Source organism: Nocardia fusca NBRC 14340, assembly GCF_001618425.1.
Taxonomy (GTDB): Bacteria; Actinomycetota; Actinomycetes; order Mycobacteriales; family Mycobacteriaceae; genus Nocardia; species Nocardia fusca.
In genome coordinates this window covers 1-18,842 of sequence record NZ_BDCU01000062.1, presented here as the reverse complement: position 1 = coordinate 18,842, position 18,842 = coordinate 1, and the positions used below count along the sequence as shown (strand labels likewise).

The following is an 18,842-nucleotide window of genomic DNA, read 5'->3' as shown; positions in this document are numbered from 1 at the left end:
CCCGGTGCGGTCCGCGGCCGGTCAGTACCTGGGTCCGCCGGCCCTTACCGACGTGCGATACGACAGCCATCGCCCGGTGGCGGGTGAGGCGGTACAGACGAACGCCACCGCCGACAGCATCAGCAGGGGGCCGGTGAGCGCCAGGACCGCCAATTCGCTCGCGGCGACAGCGGCCACCGTTCCGGCGATCGCCGACAGCACACCGATCACCGAGCTCACCAGCGTCAGCACGCGACCCGACCGGCGCCCCGCGAGCAGCAGCAGACCGCCGCCGGCCCACAGCAGGGCGACGACTCCGATGAACAGGAGTGCCAGCACCGAATAGGCGAGGTCCGCGCGCCCGGCAGGAGCACCCTGTGCGATCGTCCGGGCTGTCTCCACCAGCCCCACACAGAACACGAACACCGGGAACACCGCGACGAGCACGGTGGCGATACCGGCGGTGACGGCCGTCGTGCGGGAAGGTCTCGGTCCGGCTGCCTGCGGTTGCGGCCACGATCGGGCGCCCGCCGGCCGCGGGTCGGCCACCGGCGGCCGCGGATCGGTCACTACCCGATGCGCCGGAAACGGTTGCGGCCGGGAAGCGTGGCCCGCGCGGACTTCCGGCGGGTTGTGCGTGAGCACCGGGTGCGCGACCGGTACGGGTGTCGCCGGGGTCACCGGCGGCGCCGCGATATGCCTGCCCTCCAGGGCGTCGCGTACCGCGGTGATGAATTGCCCGCAGTCACGGAACCGGTCCGCGCGCTGTTTGGCCATCGCGCGGGCCACCAATGGGTCGAGGGTGGCGGGCAGGTCGGGGCGGGTGGCGGTGAGCCGTGGCGGTGGTTGCGAGATATGCCCCATCACCACCTGGCCGGGGTTCGTGGCGGCGAACGGGGGCCGGCCGGCGAGAACCGCGAACAGGGTGCAGGCCAGCGAGTACTGATCGGAGCGGTGGTCGACCATCGCACCCGACAACTGTTCGGGCGAGCCGTAGGCCAGGGTGGCGGTGAACGCGCCGGTGGCCGTCAATTTCGTATTGGCGTCGGTGAGCCGCGCGATACCGAAATCGGTCAGCACCGCATGCGATTCACGCAGCGACTCGGTATCGGCGATGAGGATGTTGGCCGGTTTCACATCGCGGTGCAATACGCCTCGGCTGTGCGCGTAATCGAGTGCCGCCGCGGTCTCGCCGAGCAACCGGACCGCGGTCGCGGGTGGATGCGCGCGGGCGTTCCAGGCCGCCGCGTCGGTGCCGCGGATGTACTGCATGGCGATCCAGAGGTGCCCGTCGTCGGTTCCGCGGTCGAACACTCCGACGATTCCCGGATGCTCCAGCCGGGCGACGACATCGGCTTCCAGTTCGAACCGGCGGGTGAGTTCGGTATCGGTGCTCACCTCCCGGTTCAGCAGCTTCAACGCGACACTGCGCGGTAGCCGCGGATGGCGGGCGAGGTACACCGTTCCCATACCGCCCTGTCCCAGCACCCCTTCGATCCGATATCCGGCGAAGGTCGCGCCCACCCCCAGCACCGCCGCTCCTTCCGCTCCCATCCGAACGCCGTGACGCTACCGCACTTTCGGGTGCGGGATCGGGATAGGGGAGCTGCCGGGTATCGGGCAGCGCTCAGTTGTTCACCAGGTCCTGCAGGAGCGGTGTGGCCATCTCGATACCCGATTTGCCGAGGGCCAGTGCGGCGTTGCCGAGGGTGACGACGTAGTAGCCGATCGTCTCGTAATTGTCCTGCGCCCACTGCTGCAACATCTGCACGGTTCGTCCTCCTCTGCCTGTCGAGCGCCGATCGGTGTGATCAGCGTCTCATAAGGCAGGGGGGCGGGGAAGGGGCGATGACCGATCGCAATCAATCCTGGGCTCGATATACCGCCAGGTGGAGGGCGTTGCCACCCCGATTATGAATGAGATTGCACCATCGTGCATAATCATTTGTAGCGGCGGCGCGAGCCGATCCGGCAACGGGCCAGCATACTGCTGGGAAGACGGCGGGCCGCGCACGCAGAACATCGCCCGCACCACCACCGAACATCATCCGAGGAGCACCAGAACATGTCCGATCGCGTCGTACTCGCCTACTCCGGTGGGCTGGACACCTCCGTGGCCATCAGCTGGATCGGCAAGGAGACCGGCGCCGAGGTCGTGGCCGTGGCCATCGACCTGGGGCAGGGCGGCGAGGATATGAACGTGGTGCGTCAGCGCGCGCTGGACTGCGGCGCCGTCGAAGCGGTCGTCGTGGACGCCCGCGACGAGTTCGCCGACGAGTACTGCCTGCCGACCATCCAGGCCAACGCGCTCTACCAGGGTGAATACCCGCTGGTTTCGGCCATCAGCCGCCCGCTCATCGTCAAGCATCTGGTGGAGGCCGCCAAGTTCCACGGTGCGAGCACAGTGGCGCACGGCTGCACCGGTAAGGGCAACGATCAGGTCCGCTTCGAGGTCGGGATCGGCGCCCTCGCTCCAGACCTGAACGTGATCGCCCCGGTCCGCGACTACGCCTGGACCCGGGAAAAGGCCATCGCCTTCGCCGAGGAGAACAAGCTCCCGATCAATGTCACCAAGAAATCGCCGTTCTCCATCGACCAGAACGTCTGGGGCCGCGCGGTCGAGACCGGGTTCCTCGAGGACCTCTGGAACGCGCCCACCAAGGACGTCTACGACTACACCACCGATCCGACCGTCAACTTCGAGGCGCCCGACGAACTCATCGTCACCTTCGACCGCGGCATTCCGGTCGCCATCGACGGCCGCCAGGTCAGTGTGCTCGAGGCGATCACCGAACTGAACAGCCGCGCGGGCCGGCAGGGCGTGGGCCGGCTCGATATGGTCGAGGACCGGCTCGTCGGTATCAAGAGCCGCGAGATCTACGAGGCCCCCGGCGCCATCGCGCTGATCACCGCGCACCGCGCGCTCGAGAACGTGACCCTGGAGCGGGAACTCGGCCGCTACAAGCGGCAGGTCGAGCAGCGCTGGGGCGAGCTGGCCTACGACGGCCTGTGGTTCTCGCCGCTGAAGCGGGCGCTGGACGCCTTCGTCGCGGAGACCCAGCAGCATGTGTCCGGTGATATCCGGATGGTGCTGCATGCCGGGAACGTCGTGGTCAACGGCCGGCGCAGCGACCAGTCGCTCTACGATTTCAACCTGGCGACCTACGACGAGGGCGACAGCTTCGACCAGTCGCTGGCCAAGGGGTTCGTGCAGATCCACGGCCTGTCCTCCAAGGTCGCGGCCAAGCGGGATCTGAACCAGAAATAACACACAGCGCAGTCGATACGGCCGACCGAGACGTGGGAGAGGTAGTGGGCACCAACGAGGGCGCGTTGTGGGGTGGGCGGTTCGCCTCCGGTCCCGCCGAGGCGATGGCGGCGCTGAGCAAATCGACCCAGTTCGACTGGGCGCTCGCGCCCTACGATATCCGCGCCTCCAAGGCGCACGCCCGAGTGTTGAACAAGGCCGGGCTACTGTCGGAGGGCGATCTGAGCGCCATGCTCACCGGCCTGGACCGGCTCGCCGCCGATGTCGCGTCCGGCGCCTTCGCGCCCGCGGAATCGGACGAGGACGTGCACGGCGCGCTCGAGCGCGGACTCATCGACCGGGTCGGCCCGGAGCTCGGCGGGCGGTTGCGCGCCGGACGTTCCCGCAACGACCAGGTCGCCACGCTGTTCCGGATGTGGCTGCGGGACGCGGTACGGCGTATCGCGGCCGGGCTGGTGACGGTGGTCGACGCCCTCACCGACCAGGCCGCCGCGCATCCGGACGCGGTGATGCCTGGCAAAACCCATCTGCAGGCAGCGCAGCCGGTATTGCTGGCCCACCATCTGCTGGCCCACGCGCATCCGCTGGTGCGCGATATCGACCGGCTGCGTGATTTCGACAAGCGGGCCGCCGTCTCGCCGTACGGGTCCGGTGCGCTCGCGGGGTCCTCGCTCGGCCTCGATCCCGAGGCCATCGCGGCCGAACTCGATTTCACCGGCGCGGCCGCCAATTCCATCGATGCCACCTCGGCCCGGGATTTCGCGGCCGAGGCCGCCTTCGTCCTCGCGATGATCGGGGTCGATCTCAGCCGGATGGCCGAGGAGATCATTCTGTGGAGTACGCCGGAATTCGGCTACATCACCCTCGCCGACGCCTGGTCGACCGGTTCGTCGATCATGCCGCAGAAGAAGAACCCGGACGTCTCCGAACTCACCCGCGGAAAAGCGGGCCGGTTGATCGGCAACCTCACCGGGCTCCTCGCCACCCTGAAGGCCCAGCCGCTGGCCTACAACCGGGATCTGCAGGAGGACAAGGAACCCCTGTTCGACTCGGTGGCCCAGCTGGAACTGCTGCTGCCGGCTATCGCCGGCCTGGTCTCCACGCTCACCTTCCACACCGGCCGGATGGCCGAGCTGGCGCCCGCCGGTTTCACGCTGGCGACCGATATCGCCGAATGGATGGTCCGGCACGGGGTGCCGTTCCGGGTCGCGCACGAAGCGGCCGGCGCCTGTGTCCGGACCGCCGAGGCGCGGGGCGTCGGCCTGGACGAGCTGACCGACGAAGAGTTCGCGGCGATCGATCCGGCGCTCACCCCGCAGGTACGCGAGGTGCTGACGGTGGCCGGCTCCGTGGCATCGCGTAATGCCCGCGGTGGCACGGCGGGGGAGCGGGTCGCCGAGCAGCTCGGCGAGATCCGCGCGGCCGTCGACGATATCCGGAGCTGGCTGGCCTGATCCGGCGTCCGGGGTAGCAAGCGTTCGAAGCGCCGGGTCCGGCGGCACCGCCGGGTCCGGTCGGCCGCGCGGGAAACAGTCCCGGTTCAGCGAGGCGGCACATTTGCAAGATGTAACTACCTGGATATGCGCATCTGGCTATAAGTAAGGCGGTGCCGCCCCGGCCGCGGGCTCAGGCGTGCACCGGCGGCCCGGCGGCGATCTCCAGTACGCCGGCGAGCCAGGGGCTGAACCCCTCCGGGTCCTCGCGCAGCCGGGCGCGCAACTCCTCCGGGTGCACCCAGCGGTAGTCGGCGACCTCGGCCGGGTCCGGCTCCGGTCGCGCCTCGTCGAGTACGCCCACCAGCACGTGATCCCATTCGTCCTCGACGAACCCGGTGCGCGGGTCATCCGCCCGGTAGCTGTAGATACCGACTTCGGTCAGCGATGCACGCAGCCCCATCTCTTCGGCCAGCCGTATTCCGGCCGCCTCGGCGACGGGAACGCCGGGGGCGGGATGGCCGCAGCAGGTATTCGACCAGCGTGCGGGGAACCGCGTCTTACCGGGCGCGCGCTGCTGCAGCAGCGTCCGGCCCGCGGTGTCGAAGATCAGCACCGAGAACGCCCGGTGCGGGCGGCCGGGGGCCCGGTGGGCCTCGGCCACCGGGCACGAGCCGACCGTGTTGCCGGCGGAGTCCACCAGCTCGACGGGCAGCGTTTCCCGGTCGGTGGGGGCGGCCGGGCGGGCCGGCGGGAGGGTCGGGTCGGTCACGATCCTTACCCTATCGGCGCGGGCGCGGGGGTCCCGCCGAGGTGCCGGGTACATGATGTAGATGTCACAACGGACCTCACGGGTACGGGGTGCGATATGGCAGGCTTTGTGCATACCGCAGGGTTTGTGAGGTATGCCACGCCACAGGTAGGGCTGGGAGCGGAACGTGAAGTTGAGTGTGCGAGGTCTGGCGGGGACGGCGCGGCGGGTGATGTCGACCGCGCAGAACGGGCTCGAGGTGATCCGCTTCGGCGGACTGGGCAGGGATACCGAGTCCTCGCCGTTCGAGATCGCCGAGCGACGGCCCATGTACCGCCTGCGCCACTACTTCCCCGCGGCCCCCACCAACGGCCCGGCGGTATTGCTCGTACCGCCGCTCATGGTCAACGCCGATATCTGGGACGTCAACGGCGACGACGGCGCGGTCGGGATCCTGCACCGTGGCGGTATCGACTGCTGGGTGATCGATTTCGGTTCACCGTCGGTGGAAGAGGGCGGCTGGAAACGGGATCTCGCCGACCATGTGCTGGCGGTGAACACCGCGATCGATACGGTCTGCGCCGCGACCGGCCGCGACGTGCATCTGATGGGGTATTCGCAGGGCGGTATGTTCGCCTACCAGACCGCGGCCTTCCGGGCGAGCAAGGGGATCGCGAGCATCGTGACCTTCGGCAGCCCTGTCGATATCGTGGCCGGGATGCCGCTGGGCCTGCCACATGCCGCGGTCTCGGATCTGGTGGATTTCGCCGCCGACCATGTCATCCCCCGGCTGCCGATCACCGACCGGATGGTGCGGATCGGATTCCAGCTTCTCGACCCCGTGAAGACCGCCAAGGCGCGCATCGATTTCCTGCGCCAGCTGCACGACCGCGAAGCACTGCTGCCGAAGGAACGGCAGCGGCGCTTCCTGGCCAACGAGGGCTGGATCGGCTACGCCGGGCCCGCCGCGGCCGATCTGCTCAAGCAGTTCGTGGTGCACAACCGCATGATGCTGGGCGGTTTCGTCATCCGCGACCAGCCGATCTCACTGGCCGATCTGAAATGCCCGATCCTGGCCTTCGTCGGCGAGGTGGACGAGATCGGCCAGCCCGCGGCGGTGCGCGGGATCGTGCGGGCCGCGCCGCGGGCCGAGGTCTACGAGTCGACACTGGTCTCGGGCCATTTCGGGCTTGTCGCAGGATCGGTCGCCACCAAGTTCACCTGGCCCCAGGTGCGCGACTGGGTGGGCTGGGTCGAGGGCGGTAATCCGCTGCCGGAAGAAATCGTGCCGATGACCGACCACGTCGCCGAGGGAGTGCCGCGTACCGCCCTGCGCCGCGCGGTGCACACCGCGGCGGTATTGGCCGAGGCCGGCGCCGAGATGGGCCGCACCCTCGAACATCTGGCCGCCGATACGCTGCGCGGATCGGTGGGCGTGGTCGAGGGCGCCGCGCGCACGCTGCCCAGGCTGACCCGTCTGGGCACGATCGAATCGACGACCCGGATCTCCATCGGCCGGCTGATGGCCGAACAGGCCCGCCGGTCGCCGCGCGGTGAATGCTTTCTCTTCGACGACCGGGTGCACACCAATGCCGCTGTCGATATCCGGATCGACAATGTGGTGCGCGGTCTGATCTCGGTCGGGATCCGGCCCGCGACCCGGGTCGGGGTGGTGATGGAGACCCGGCCCAGCGCACTGGTGACGCTGGCGGCGTTATCGCGTCTCGGTGCCGTCGCGGTGCTCATGGCACCCGAGAGCGACTTGAACGCCGCGCTCGCGCAGACCGGGACGACGGTGCTGGTCTCGGACCCGGAGAACGTGCGCCACGCCGTCGCCACCGGAGCCCGGGTGTTCGTTCTCGGCGGTGGCGACGCCCGCGGCCTGGCGGTGCCCGCGGGCACCGATGTCGTCGATCTCGAGCAGATCGATCCCGAGCGGGTCCGGATGCCGGGCTGGTACCGCCCGAACCCGGGACGCGCGCGGGAACTGGCTTTCATCCTGGTCGCCGGGGTCGGTGACCGGCTGGATATCAAATACATCACCAACCACCGGTGGGCGCTGTCGGCGTTCGGTACCGCCACCGCGGCCGATCTCGACCACAAAGACACGGTGTACTGTCTGGCGCCGCTGCATCATTCGTCCGGGCTGCTGGTGAGCCTGGGCGGCGCCATCGCCGGTGGGAGCCGGATCGCGCTGGCCCGTTCGCTGGATCCCGGTCGCTTCGCCGAAGAAGTCCACCGCTACGGGGTCACGGTCGTGACGTACACGTGGACGATGCTGCGCGATATTCTCGACGCCGAGGTTTTCCCGGAGGGGCACGCGCATCCCATCCGGTTGTTCATCGGCTCCGGGATGCCCGCCGGCCTGTGGCGTCGCACCGTCGAACAGTTCGCTCCCGCCCGGGTACTCGAGTTCTACGCCTCCATCGAGGGCGATGTGGTGCTGGCGAATGTGCCGGGGGTGAAATTCGGCTGCAAGGGCCGGCCGGTGCCGGGGACCGCGCGGGTGGAGCTGGTGGCCTACGATCCGGTCTCCGGCCAGGTCCAGGTCGACGACAACGGGTACGCGCGGCGGTGCGCCGACAACGAGGTCGGGCTGCTGATCGGCTCGGCCGGGGCGAGAGTGGATCTGTCCCTGGGCGGTTTGCGCGGTGTCTTCGATCCCGAGGACTCCTGGCTGCCCACCGAGAATCTGTTCCGGCGTGACAGCGACGGCGACTACTGGCTGGTCGACCGTATCGACACCGTCATCCGAACCCGCCGCGGCCCGGTGTTCACCCAGCCGATCGTGGATGTGCTCAACGATATCGCCGCCGTCGATATGGAAGTGGCCTTCGCACTGCCCGCGCGTGACCGGGTGCTCGCCGTCGCGGCGGTGAGCGTACGACCGGGGTTCCGGCTCGAGCCCGGCGATATCACCGATGCCCTGCGCTCGCTGGCGCCCGACCAGCGCCCGGACGTCGTCTACGTCGTCGACGATATCCCGCGCAGCCCGTCGTTCCGGCCGTCGGCGCATGCGGTCAAGGCGGCGGGCGGTCCACGGCCGGGCCCGCTCACCTGGTGGTACGAGCCGATATCGGAGAGCTACGAGGTACTCACCGAGACCGTACTCGGCAGACTGTGACCGCGGCCGGCCGCGTCCGGTTCAGCACCGGTACGCGGTCACCGCGTCGAGTACCCGGTGGATCTGGTCCCGGGTGAGCATGGGCCACAGCGGTAACCGGATGATGCTCGCCGCGAACCGGGCGCTGCGGGTGCACGGGTAGGGCGTCCGGCCGTATTTGAGTCCCGCCGCGCTGGAATCGAGCGGTACATAGTGGAACGGCGCCACGATTCCGCGGTCGGCCAGATGCCGGATGAGGCCGTCGCGGGCCTCTTCGGTCGGCATGCGCAGATAGAACAGGTGCGCGGTGTGGCGCCGGTCCGGTGGCACCGACATAGGCACCACCCCGTACTCGGCCGCCCAGGGGCCCAGCCCGGCCGCGTAGGTGTGCCACACCCGGTGCCGGGCGCGCTGAATGATGTGGAATTCGGCGAGCTGGGCGTCGAGCACGGCGGCATTGAGCTCACTGGGCAGATAACTGGACCCGATGTCCTGCCAGGAGTACTTGTCCACCTGACCCCGCAGGAACCGGGCGCGGTCGGTGCCCTTCTCCCGGATGATTTCGGCGCGGCCCATCAGGATGTCGTCGGAGAGCAGCAGGGCGCCGCCCTCGCCGCAGTGCACGTTCTTGGTGTCGTGGAAACTCTGGGTACCCAGCGTGCCGAGGGTGCCGAGCGCGCGCCCCCGCCAGGTTCCGCCCAGTCCGTGCGCGTTGTCCTCGATGAGCGCGATACCGTGCCGGTCGGCCAGGTATTGCAGGGCTGCCATATCGGCGGCCACCCCGCCGTAGTGCATGACCACGATCGCCTTGGTGTGGTCGGTGATCGCCGCCGCGGCGGCCTGCGGGTCGATATTGCCGGTGGTGCTGTCGATATCGACGAAAACGCAGGTCGCGCCGTGGACGGCGAAGGCCGCGGCGGTGGAGGTGAATGCGAAACTCGGTACGATCACCTCGTCGCCCGGCCCCAGCTCGAGCAGGAGCGCGGCCAGTTCCAGCGCGTGGGTGCACGAGGTGGTCAGCAGAACGTGGCGGGCGCCGGTGATCTCGGCGAGTTTCGCGGTGGCCGCGGCGGTGAACGGGCCGTCACCGTGACAGTGGTCGGACTCGAGTACGGCGGTCACATTCGACAGTTCCGCGGCCGACCGATAGGGCCGGCTGAAGATGATCCGCCCGCTCACCCGGCCGCCGCCTCGGCGGGCCGGTGCCCGGCCGCGGCCGTCATCTCCTCCGGTGGCCGGGGCGTCGGTGATTCCACCGTGAGATACAGCGGTTTTCCGACCAGGATGTGCAAGACCACCCCGAGGTATTCGGCGATGAGGCCGAGTGAGAACAGCACCGCCCCCGAGCACAGCAGCAGCACCACGATGATGGAGGCCCAGCCCTCCGGGTCGGCGCCGTCGCCGGTCAGCGCCGTGTAGACGATTACGCCGGCCAGCACCGCCCCGGCCAGCGCCAGTGTCACACCGAGCAGGCTCACCAGGCGCAGTCCGCGGGTTCCGGTGCACAGCACCATCTTCCAGAACAGCGAGAACAGTCGCCGGTAGTTGTAACCGGATTCGGTCCGGCCCTCGGTGCGCAACAGCACCGGGACCGTCGCCGTCCGGCCCACGACCCAGGTCAGTGCGACATCGAGATAGGCGCCGTTGGCCGCGACCTCGGCGAGCCGGCGCCCGATATCGCCGCGAATCAGCCGGAAGCTCTCGAACCGCGTGGAGGCGGGGAAGGCGAAGAGGGTGGCCAGCACCAGTTTCGCGCCGCGCGAGGTGAGGTTGCGCAGGGGACCGTGCGGCCGGGTGTTGGTGGGCCGGGAATAGACCAGGTCGGCGCGTTCGCGATACGCAGCATCCAGGAACGCGGCGAGACAGGCCGGGTCGTGCTGCCCGTCCTCGTCCATGGTGACGACCCAGCGGCCCCGGGCGGCGGCCAGCCCGGCGATGGTGGCCGCGTCCTGTCCGTAGTTGCGGCTCAACCAGATCACCCGGACCTGCGGATATTCGCGGGCAAGCCGCTGTAGCACGAGATCGGAGCGATCGGGACCGTGATCGTGGACCAGCACGATCTCCGCGACGCGGAAGCCGATCCCGCCGGGTGTCGTGGTGGGTACGCCCAGCGCGTCCAATTCCCGCACGAGGGCGGCGACGGTCTGTTCGCCCCGATACACCGGCACCACAACCGAAATACCGCACACTTCGGGCGAATCGGATTCGAAGCCCGGGGACGGACGGTCGGTTTCGGGTCGTAGGGCCGCGGCGGCGAGATCGGGGACGGAGCGGGCCGCCGGTGGCCGATCGGCGGTCCGGGCGGACGCGAAGCTGGGAGAAAACGGCATTGGCGAGATCGACTTTCGACGGTGGATAACGCGTGCCGGGTCTCGATGACGCTGGTGAGCCCGAGAAATGCGAACTCTAGCAGGTGCGGTGCGGACGACGCGGGCAGATTCGCAAGCGCGTCGTTCCGGCCGCGGAACCCGCTGTGGGCGGTAGGGTCTGGGACCCGTGGCGGATGGTCGAGCCGAGAATCGGCGGGATGTGTTCCGGTGGGGTCTGGTGTGCGCGGCGGGGGTGGTCGCCGCCTATCTCGCTGTCCTGCTGGCGAATTCCCGGCATTTCTACACCGACGACACCGAGTCCCAGTACGCGCCGCTGTGGGTGATGACCGGCCGTGCCCTGCGGGAGGGGAGGTTTCCGGTACTGGTGCCGGAGAACTGGCTGGCCGGCAACTACGCGATCGAGGAAACCGGTCTGCTCAATCCGCCGCAGCTGCTGATCGATCTGCTCGCGGTCTCGGTGGACGATCTCGCGCTGTACGCGACGCTGGTCAAACTGCTGTTCGCGGTCGTGCTGGGGCTCGGCGTCTACCGGGTCTGCCTGGCCTACGGCGGCCGCCCGGCCTGGTCGGCGGTGGCCGGAGTGGCCTTCCCCTGTAGCGGTTTCCTGCTGTTCTTCGACGCCGCCAGCTGGATGACCGCGTTCACCGGAACCGCCTGGCTGGTGCACGCCTGGGGATCGGGGGTGCGCTACGCCCGCGGCCGCGGGGGACCCGTCCCGGTTTTCGTCTTCCTCTACCTGACGATCTCGGTGCAGTACGTGTTTCCCGCGGTGGAAGCGGCCGTGCTGTTCGCCGCCGTGCTCCTCGGCGAATTCGTGTACCGGCGGCAGTGGGCGCCGGTGGTCCGGCTCGCCCTGGTGGCAGGGTGCGCTGCGGCGGCCGGTCTGGCGACCTATCTGCCGAGTCTGCTCACCGCGGATGTCACCTGGCGCGGTGCGTCCGAAATCCGCAACGACCAGTTCCTGGCCGTGCCGTGGTCGGAATCGCTGAACGCCAGCCTGCCCAGTACGTTGCCCGCCTTCACCTCCTGGTGGGGATACGTGCAGCCGCTGCCCATGGTCTATGTCGCCTGGTTCCTGATTCCGGCGCTGGCTTTCGTCGACTGGAAACGCGCCGCGGGCGCGGCCCGGGAGCTGAGCGGGCCGGCCCTGTTCGCCGTCCTGACTCTGCTGTGGACCGCCGGGCCCGGAACCATGGGCCCGCTGCGCTGGCCGGCCCGGGTACTGCCGATGGTCGCGCTGGCCCTGCTGGTGCTGGTGTGCGTCCTGCTCGGGCGGTTCGGCACGATCGCCGGAACCCGCCGGCGCGGTATCGCCGCCGCGGTACTGGTCGTCCTGCTGCTGGCGCGTTCCGCCGCGGCCGCGCCCGAGAAGGTGCTCGGCCACTTGCTGGCCGCGGCCGGGGTGGGCGCGCTGGGGGCGGTCGTGGTGTGGCTGGGCCGGACCCGCGGGCGGGCCGCGGCCTGCCTGCTCACGCTGGCCGCGGTGGCGCCGATCGCCTATCTCCAGGTGCACGCGGCCCAGCCCACGCCCATGAGCTGGAATCTGCCCACGAAACGGTCGGAGATGAAAGCGGCCTTCCCCGATTTCCCGGGTACCACCCTGCAACTGGGCGACCGGTCGCTGATCGCCCCCGGCGAACGCACCCTCGACGGCGCCTACGGTTCGCTGGCCTTCGGTAACTACGCCAAGAACCTGGAGGCCGACTATGTGGGCGGCTACACCCCCAACGGTCATTTCCACTTCGGCCATCTGCTGTGCATGCGCTGGGACGTCAGCGTCTGTCCCGATGCCTATCGGCGGGCCTTCGCGCCGGAACCGGAGACCGGGCGGCCCCTGGTGGATCTGATGCTCGTCGACCGCGTGGTCCTGCAGCGCGCGCTGTTCCCCGGGGCGCGCGAACAGCCCGCGCCCGCGGGCTGGAAATGGGTGGACCATCCGGGGCACGAGCAGTACATCGCGGTCCTCGAACGCGAAACCGGCCCCGTGTCGGGACGCAGCGGGCGGGTAGCCCGCACCGAAGGTGTCACCGTCGGCGCCACCGCCGAATCCGATACCACCAGCCGGGTCCGGATCGATTCGCCCGCCGGTGGCCGGATAGTTTTCGCCCGGCTGGGCTGGCCGGGGTACCGCGCGTACCTCGACGGCCGCCAGCTCCCGATCGATGTGGTCGCGAACAGTTTCGTCGCCGTGGACATCCCGCCCGGCACCCGCGGGGGCGAACTGGAAGTCACCTGGCGGCCGCCCGGCTGGAAGATCGGCGCCGCGCTCGCGGCCGCCGGACTGCTCGGCCTCGCGGGCCTGGTGATCGACCACCGGCGCGGCCGCCGACGTCATACCCGCCCGCCCGCTGCACCACCCGCCGGATCGGCTGTACTTCCTGTCGGCCCGGCTGCGCCGCCCGCCGACCCGGTGGCTTCTCCTGACGACCTGACGGCTCCGCCCGCCGAACCGGTTGCTCCGCCGCCCGCCGACCCGGTGGCCGGTGGGTCGGGACCCGTCGCCGCGCGCCCGTGATCGAATCCGCCGGACACCCGGCCACCTCGCGCGGCAGCCCGCTCGCGGAACCCGCCGACCCTGGCCCGCTGCTCCGGCTCGTGCGCCGGCGGGAACTCGCCTTCGCGGTCGTCGGCGCCGTGAACACGGCGATGGGGATCGGCCTGACCGTCGGGTGGCTGTGGCTATTCGGGACCGCCGTGCCACCGTCGGTGGCGGTGGCCGCCGCGTACGCCACCGGTGTCGGGATCGCCTTCGTGCTGCACCGCCACCTCGTGTTCCGGGTCCGCGGCCGCGTGTTACGGGATTTCGCCGCGTTCGTGGCCGTCAACAGCGGCGGACTGGTTGCCAACGCCCTGCTGCTCGAACTCGCTGTCACGGTGCTCGGTTTTCCCCGCGCGCCCGCCGCGGTCGTGGTGATGGGCACCGTCGCGGTCGGCAGCTATTTCGGCCACCGCTCTATCTCGTTCCGCCGACCGGTAGGTTGAACCCCATGTCGGAGGAAACCATTCTGGACCCCACCCTGCTGAGTCTGCTGGCGTGCCCGCAGGACAAAGGTCAGCTGCATCTGGTGCGCGCCGCCGACGGCGCGGATCTGCTGTACAACCCGCGGCTGCGCCTGGCCTACCCGATCGACAGCGGCATCCCGGTGCTGCTCGCCGACGAGGCGCGTCCGGTCGACGACGCCGAGCACGCCGAATTCGCCCGTCAGTACGGGGAATGACTCCCCGGGTCAGGGCTCACCGGCGGTGGCCGAGTCCTGGCCCAGATCCCCGGTGAGATAGCGCTGCACCGTGGGCCCGACGGCCGCCACGATCTGCGGCAGCGGCAGTCCGCTCACCGGTTGGAGCGCCAGGATCTTCCGGGAGATCACCAGGCCCGCCATCTGTGAGGCGGCCAACGCCACCCGCAGTCGGCCGTCGTCGGTATCGGTCGCGATCCGCTGCCGCACCCGCTCCAGCACCACCGACAGGAGAAAATCGCGGGCCAGCGAGGTATCTCCGCTCGCCACCAGACTGCGGACCAGTGCCACCGCGCCGGTGCCCGCCGGGGAATCCCACAGGCCCACCACCGCGGTGACGATGGTTTCGCCGAGCCGGTCCAGTGGCACCGCGTCCACCTGCCGCAGCACGATCTCCGGGTCCACCGGCAGTTCCACCACCGCGGCGAACAGCTGCTGCTTGGTCCCGAAATAGTGGTGTACCAGCGCCGGATCCACCTCGGCGTCCGCCGCGACCGCCCGGATGGAGGTTTTGTCGAATCCGGATTTCGCGAACCGCTCCCGGGCGGCGGCGAGGATCGCGTCCCGAGTCCCGGACCGGCCGGGTCGGCGGCCCGGCCGGATCGGACGCGGGCCGGCCGGTTCCGCCGCGCTCATGCGGTACGGCGGCGTAGCGTGGCCGCGCCCAGACCCAGGGCCACCGCCGCGAACGCCGCGACGATCGCCAGGTCCCGCCACATCAACCCGGTCGGGTCGGTGTGCACCGAGACTTCGTGCAGCGCGTCGACCGCATAACTGAGCGGCATGACATTGCTGATCACCTCCAGCCAGTCCGGCAGCTGGGCGCGGGGCACCAGCAGGCCGCACAGGAAGATCTGGGGCGCCGCCACCAGCGGCATGAACTGCACCGCCTGGAATTCCGTCCGCGCGAACGCACTGCACAGCAGCCCCAGCGCGACCCCCAGCACCGCGTCCACCATCGCGATCAGCACGACCCATCCGGGATTCCCGGCGGCGGCCAGGCCCAGCAGGCCGAACGACACCAGGCAGGCGACCGCCGCCTGCGCGGCGGCCGCGAGGGAGAACGCCGTACCGTATCCGCCGAGCAGATCGAGTTTGCTCAGCGGTGTGGTGAGCAGTCGTTCCAGCGTTCCGGAGGTGCGTTCGCGCTGCATGGCGATCGCGGTGATCAGGAACATCACGATGAACGGCAGAATGCCGAGCATGCTGATCCCGATGCGGTCGAACGGGGTCGCGGACTGCGTGGGTGGGCCGGGGACGTCCCGGTAGATGAAGTAGAGCAGGGCCATCAACAGGGCCGGTACCACCAGGATCATCGCCACTGTCCGGTGATCGTTGCGCAGCTGCCGCAGAATCCGGGTGGTCGTGGCCAGATACGCCCGCCCCGGGCGGGGTCCACTCGAGTAGGGCCCACCGGACCCCGTCCGGCTGGTGTCCGGGATCGCGGCCGATGCCGCTCGCTGCCCGCTCATACCGGAGCTCCCATCGTGATGAGTGCGAGAAACGCCTGTTCCAGGTTCTGTTCCCCGGTGTGTTCCCGGAGTTCGTCGGGGCTCAGCTGAGCCAGCAGGTCGCCTTCGCGCAGCAGCAGCAACCGGTCGCAGTGCTCGGCCTCGTCCATCACATGGCTCGACACCAGCAGGGTTGTCCCGCCTGCCGCCAGTTCGTGGAACTGTTTCCACAGCTCCACCCGCAGGACCGGGTCCAATCCGACCGTGGGTTCGTCGAGAACGAGCAGCTCCGGCCCGGCCACCAGCGCGCAGGCGAGCGAGGCCCGGGTCTGTTGTCCGCCGGACAGTTCGTCGCCGCGCTGCGACTGATGGTCGAGCAGCCCGACCGCGCCGAGGGCGGAGTCGACGGCGTCCCGGTCGGCTCCGGAGAGCGCCGCGAAGTAGGCGACATTGTCGCGCACGCTGATATCGGCGTAGATGCTCGGCGCCTGGGTGACGTATCCGATCCGCCGCCGCAGCGCCGCGCTGCCCGCGGGCAGCCCGAGCGCGGTGATCTCCCCGGCCGCCACCAGCTGGGTTCCGACGATGCTGCGCATGAGCGTGGTCTTCCCGCAGCCCGACGGACCCAGCAGCCCGGTGATCGAACCGCGCGGAATGGTCAGCGAAATATCGTGCAGCACTTCGCGTTTGCCGCGGCGAACAGTGAGGTTGCGCACCTCCACCGCGGCGGTCGCGTCGGTATCGGGCATGGTCGGCCTCTATTCATCAGGTGTTGAATTCATTCTTCGATGAATTATTCGCCGCCCGGTCTCGGCCCGCAAGACCCGGGCGTGATCGATCTGTCGACCCCGCTTACCTGTGCCGGGGATCTCTGCCGCGGCTGCCCCCGCGGCACCTGGTCGCCGCAGGCTGGGACAATCCACGCCGTGAGTGCTGAGGAACTGGCAGTTGATCCGCTGACCGCCGCCCAGCGTCTGCTCGGCGCGATTCTGTGGTCGGGCCCGGTCGGCGGCCGCATCGTCGAGGTCGAGGCATACGGCGGCGATCCGGCCGGCCCCTGGCACGACCCGGCCGCCCATTCCGGCCGCGGCCGGACCCCGCGCAACGCGGTGATGTTCGGTCCGCCCGGCCACCTCTACTGCTATCTGAGCTACGGCATGCACACCTGCGTCAACATCATCAGTGGGCCGGACGGCGTGGCCGGCGGCGTGCTGCTGCGGGCCGCCGAGATCGTCGCCGGTCACGAGACGGTGCGCGGCCGCCGGCGGGGCGCCCGCACCGAAGCGGACCTGGCCAAGGGCCCGGGCAACCTGGGGAGCGCGCTCGGCATCGGCCTGGCCGACTACGGCACCGATGTCTTCGATCCCGAATCCCCGATCCGGCTGGAACTGGGCCGCCGGATCGACCCGGCACGGATCTCCGCCGGACCGCGTGTCGGGGTGAGCAGCGAAGCCGATCGCCCCTGGCGCGTCTGGCTACCCGACTCCCCGGCCGTCTCCACCTACCGCCGTAGCCCACGCGCCCCGCGTATCGACGAATCCGCCTGACCGGCGATCCGCCGCCCGGCCGCAGCCTGTCGCGGGCTCGCCGGGCTCGTCTCCGCCGCGCCGGCGTAACGCGATGGCGATGGCCGCACCGGGCGATATGTGGTTGCGGACGTAGGCGAAGATGGAGCCGTGAGCAGCGACATCATCGACGAACTGACCTGGCGCGGGCTGATCGCGCAGTCCACCGACCTCGACGCGCTCCGGGCGGCGCTGGGCTCGGGCCCACGCAATCTCTATGCCGGTTTCGATCCCACCGCGGCCAGTCTGCACGCCGGCCATCTGGTGCCGCTGCTGGCGCTGAAACGGTTCCAGCGGGCCGGCCACCGGCCGATCGTGCTGGCCGGTGGCGCCACCGGACTGATCGGTGACCCGCGCGACGTCGGTGAGCGCACGATGAACTCCGCCGATACCGTCGCGGCCTGGGCGGATCGAATCCGTTCGCAACTCGAGCGGTTCGTCGACCTGGACGATTCGCCGACGGGCGCGCTGATCGTGAACAACATGGACTGGACCGGCTCGCTGAGCGCGATCGATTTCCTGCGCGATATCGGCAAGCACTTCTCGGTCAACGTGATGCTCGCCCGCGACACCGTCAAACGCCGCCTGGAGGGGGAGGGCATCTCCTACACCGAGTTCAGCTACATGCTGCTGCAGGCCAACGACTACCTGCAGTTGCGCCGAACGCACGACTGTGTCCTGCAGGTCGGCGGCTCGGATCAGTGGGGCAACATCATCGCCGGCGTGGAACTGAACCGGCGCGTGGACGGTGCCGCCGTCCACGCGCTGACGGTGCCGTTGGTGACCTCCGCCGACGGTAAGAAGTTCGGCAAGTCCACCGGCGGCGGCAGTCTCTGGCTCGACCCGGAGCTGACCAGCCCCTACGCCTGGTACCAGTACTTCGTGAACACCGCCGATGCCGATGTCGTGCGGTACCTGCGCTGGTTCACCTTCCTCGACCGCGCCGAACTGGCCGAATTGGAGGAGGCCACCGCCGAACGGCCGCATGCCCGCGAGGCGCAGCGCCGGCTGGCGGCGGAGATGACCACGCTGGTGCACGGAGCGGAGAACACCCGCTCGGTACAGCTGGCCAGTCAGGCGCTCTTCGGGCGCGGCGAGCTCCGGGATCTGGATGAGCCGACCCTGGCCGCGGCGCTGCGCGAAGCAGCTGTCGACGGGAAGGTAGCCGAAGCCGTGCCCGGCAACGACACGATCGTCGATCTACTGGTGGCGTCCGGCCTGTGCGAAAGCCGTGGTGCGGCCCGTCGAGCGGTCAACGAGGGGGGCGCGTCGGTCAACAACGAGCGCGTGAAGGACCTCGATTGGACTCCGGAAAGCGGCGATTACCTGCACGGACAGTGGCTCGTATTGCGCCGTGGCAAGCGGAATTTCGCGGGTGTCCGGTGGCCTTCCGGAAATTGATCTTGGTGGGCTGGGTCACACTTCGTCGATCCGGCCCGCCCGATCGCCTCTCGGCAAGCCTCTGAACTGCGCAAACGCCCTGCCGACGTGGCGATTTGACGTAGCGTTCCCCGCCGCGTAACTTATTCAACGTCAGAGCGACACGGACACCGACCAGGGGCCCGGAGCGAGGCGGAAACGCCGAGCCGGAGGGACCAGGGACAACGAGGTAGTACGAGGAGCGCCTGACAGGCCGGCCGAAGAGCGGGGTTTGACTCTGAGCCACTGGACGGTTAAGCTAGAAAACCTGCCCCATTGAAGCCCTGGTTGAGTCCAGTCGCTGAAA

16 protein-coding genes are annotated in these 18,842 nt (G+C 69.5%); 8 read left to right on the top strand and 8 right to left on the bottom strand.

Features of this window, described 5'->3' with window-relative positions; all coding sequences use genetic code 11:
- Positions 1-21: 21 nt before the first annotated feature.
- Complete coding sequence (locus tag NF4_RS33595; RefSeq protein ID WP_063131429.1) at positions 22-1,533, bottom strand: serine/threonine protein kinase; 1,512 nt, start codon at positions 1,531-1,533, stop codon at positions 22-24.
- A 73-nt stretch (positions 1,534-1,606) separates the two neighbouring features.
- Positions 1,607-1,750 carry a hypothetical protein gene (locus NF4_RS38320; protein ID WP_157120741.1) on the bottom strand — a complete coding sequence of 48 codons (144 nt, stop codon included), beginning with the start codon at positions 1,748-1,750 and terminating at the stop codon, positions 1,607-1,609.
- 294 nt (positions 1,751-2,044) lie between these two features.
- Here NF4_RS38320 and NF4_RS33590 point away from each other — a divergent pair, with 294 nt between their 5' ends.
- Both NF4_RS33590 and argH read left to right on the top strand, forming a co-directional pair.
- A complete protein-coding gene (locus tag NF4_RS33590) occupies positions 2,045-3,247 on the top strand; it encodes an argininosuccinate synthase (protein ID WP_063131428.1) in 1,203 nt (400 codons plus the stop codon).
- A 44-nt stretch (positions 3,248-3,291) separates the two neighbouring features.
- Positions 3,292-4,701, top strand: a complete 1,410-nt coding sequence (gene argH, locus NF4_RS33585; RefSeq protein ID WP_439956798.1) for an argininosuccinate lyase — start codon at positions 3,292-3,294, stop codon at positions 4,699-4,701.
- Between the two features lie 172 nt (positions 4,702-4,873).
- Here argH and idi read toward each other — a convergent pair whose 3' ends face one another.
- Entirely contained in the window at positions 4,874-5,452 is a 579-nt protein-coding gene (gene idi, locus NF4_RS33580; RefSeq protein WP_232330769.1) for an isopentenyl-diphosphate Delta-isomerase, read from the bottom strand.
- Between the two features lie 166 nt (positions 5,453-5,618).
- Between idi and NF4_RS33575 the strand changes: the two genes are divergently transcribed.
- Positions 5,619-8,555, top strand: a complete 2,937-nt coding sequence (locus NF4_RS33575; RefSeq protein ID WP_084533780.1) for an AMP-binding protein — start codon at positions 5,619-5,621, stop codon at positions 8,553-8,555.
- Positions 8,556-8,576: 21 nt separating this feature from the next.
- On the opposite strand, the gene rffA is transcribed toward NF4_RS33575, so the two are convergent.
- Both rffA and NF4_RS33565 read right to left on the bottom strand, forming a co-directional pair.
- Positions 8,577-9,713, bottom strand: a complete 1,137-nt coding sequence (rffA, locus tag NF4_RS33570; RefSeq protein ID WP_063131425.1) for a dTDP-4-amino-4,6-dideoxygalactose transaminase — start codon at positions 9,711-9,713, stop codon at positions 8,577-8,579.
- Positions 9,710-10,723, bottom strand: a complete 1,014-nt coding sequence (locus NF4_RS33565) for a glycosyltransferase (protein WP_063131479.1) — start codon at positions 10,721-10,723, stop codon at positions 9,710-9,712. Before NF4_RS33565 ends, rffA begins: the two co-directional genes overlap by 4 nt.
- A 307-nt stretch (positions 10,724-11,030) precedes the next feature.
- Here NF4_RS33565 and NF4_RS33560 point away from each other — a divergent pair, with 307 nt between their 5' ends.
- Genes NF4_RS33560 through NF4_RS33550 form a run of 3 tightly spaced genes read left to right on the top strand, consistent with a single transcriptional unit; the run spans position 11,031 to position 14,082 of the window.
- Entirely contained in the window at positions 11,031-13,379 is a 2,349-nt protein-coding gene (locus NF4_RS33560) for a hypothetical protein (protein WP_439956797.1), read from the top strand.
- Positions 13,376-13,846, top strand: a complete 471-nt coding sequence (locus NF4_RS33555; RefSeq protein WP_063131424.1) for a GtrA family protein — start codon at positions 13,376-13,378, stop codon at positions 13,844-13,846. Before NF4_RS33560 ends, NF4_RS33555 begins: the two co-directional genes overlap by 4 nt.
- A gap of 5 nt (positions 13,847-13,851) precedes the next feature.
- Positions 13,852-14,082: a Trm112 family protein gene (locus tag NF4_RS33550; protein WP_063131423.1), complete on the top strand. Its 231-nt coding sequence runs from the start codon at positions 13,852-13,854 to the stop codon at positions 14,080-14,082.
- 9 nt (positions 14,083-14,091) lie between these two features.
- Here the strand turns inward: NF4_RS33550 and NF4_RS33545 are convergent, their stop codons facing one another.
- From NF4_RS33545 to NF4_RS33535, 3 genes are read right to left on the bottom strand one after another with little or no spacing between them, the layout of a single operon-like run.
- Positions 14,092-14,736, bottom strand: coding sequence for a TetR/AcrR family transcriptional regulator (locus NF4_RS33545; RefSeq protein ID WP_063131422.1), 645 nt, complete (start codon positions 14,734-14,736; stop codon positions 14,092-14,094).
- Complete coding sequence (locus tag NF4_RS33540) at positions 14,733-15,572, bottom strand: ABC transporter permease (protein ID WP_084533778.1); 840 nt, start codon at positions 15,570-15,572, stop codon at positions 14,733-14,735. Before NF4_RS33540 ends, NF4_RS33545 begins: the two co-directional genes overlap by 4 nt.
- Positions 15,569-16,300, bottom strand: coding sequence for an ABC transporter ATP-binding protein (locus tag NF4_RS33535; RefSeq protein WP_063131421.1), 732 nt, complete (start codon positions 16,298-16,300; stop codon positions 15,569-15,571). The genes NF4_RS33540 and NF4_RS33535 overlap by 4 nt, the downstream gene beginning before the upstream one ends.
- A 177-nt stretch (positions 16,301-16,477) precedes the next feature.
- Here NF4_RS33535 and NF4_RS33530 point away from each other — a divergent pair, with 177 nt between their 5' ends.
- Both NF4_RS33530 and tyrS read left to right on the top strand, forming a co-directional pair.
- Positions 16,478-17,098, top strand: coding sequence for a DNA-3-methyladenine glycosylase (locus tag NF4_RS33530; protein WP_063131477.1), 621 nt, complete (start codon positions 16,478-16,480; stop codon positions 17,096-17,098).
- 129 nt (positions 17,099-17,227) lie between these two features.
- Positions 17,228-18,517: a tyrosine--tRNA ligase gene (tyrS, locus tag NF4_RS33525; RefSeq protein ID WP_063131420.1), complete on the top strand. Its 1,290-nt coding sequence runs from the start codon at positions 17,228-17,230 to the stop codon at positions 18,515-18,517.
- Positions 18,518-18,842 lie beyond the last annotated feature (325 nt).

What these genes read in the sequence shown, in the direction of transcription:
- NF4_RS33590 (WP_063131428.1), top strand. Translation starts at nt 2,045, where the DNA reads ATGTCCGATCGCGTCGTACTCGCCTACTCCGGTGGGCTGGACACCTCC.
- NF4_RS33535 (WP_063131421.1), bottom strand. Translation starts at nt 16,300, where the DNA reads ATGCCCGATACCGACGCGACCGCCGCGGTGGAGGTGCGCAACCTCACT.
- NF4_RS33595 (WP_063131429.1), bottom strand. Translation starts at nt 1,533, where the DNA reads ATGGGAGCGGAAGGAGCGGCGGTGCTGGGGGTGGGCGCGACCTTCGCC.
- NF4_RS33540 (WP_084533778.1), bottom strand. Translation starts at nt 15,572, where the DNA reads ATGAGCGGGCAGCGAGCGGCATCGGCCGCGATCCCGGACACCAGCCGG.
- NF4_RS33545 (WP_063131422.1), bottom strand. Translation starts at nt 14,736, where the DNA reads ATGAGCGCGGCGGAACCGGCCGGCCCGCGTCCGATCCGGCCGGGCCGC.
- NF4_RS33550 (WP_063131423.1), top strand. Translation starts at nt 13,852, where the DNA reads ATGTCGGAGGAAACCATTCTGGACCCCACCCTGCTGAGTCTGCTGGCG.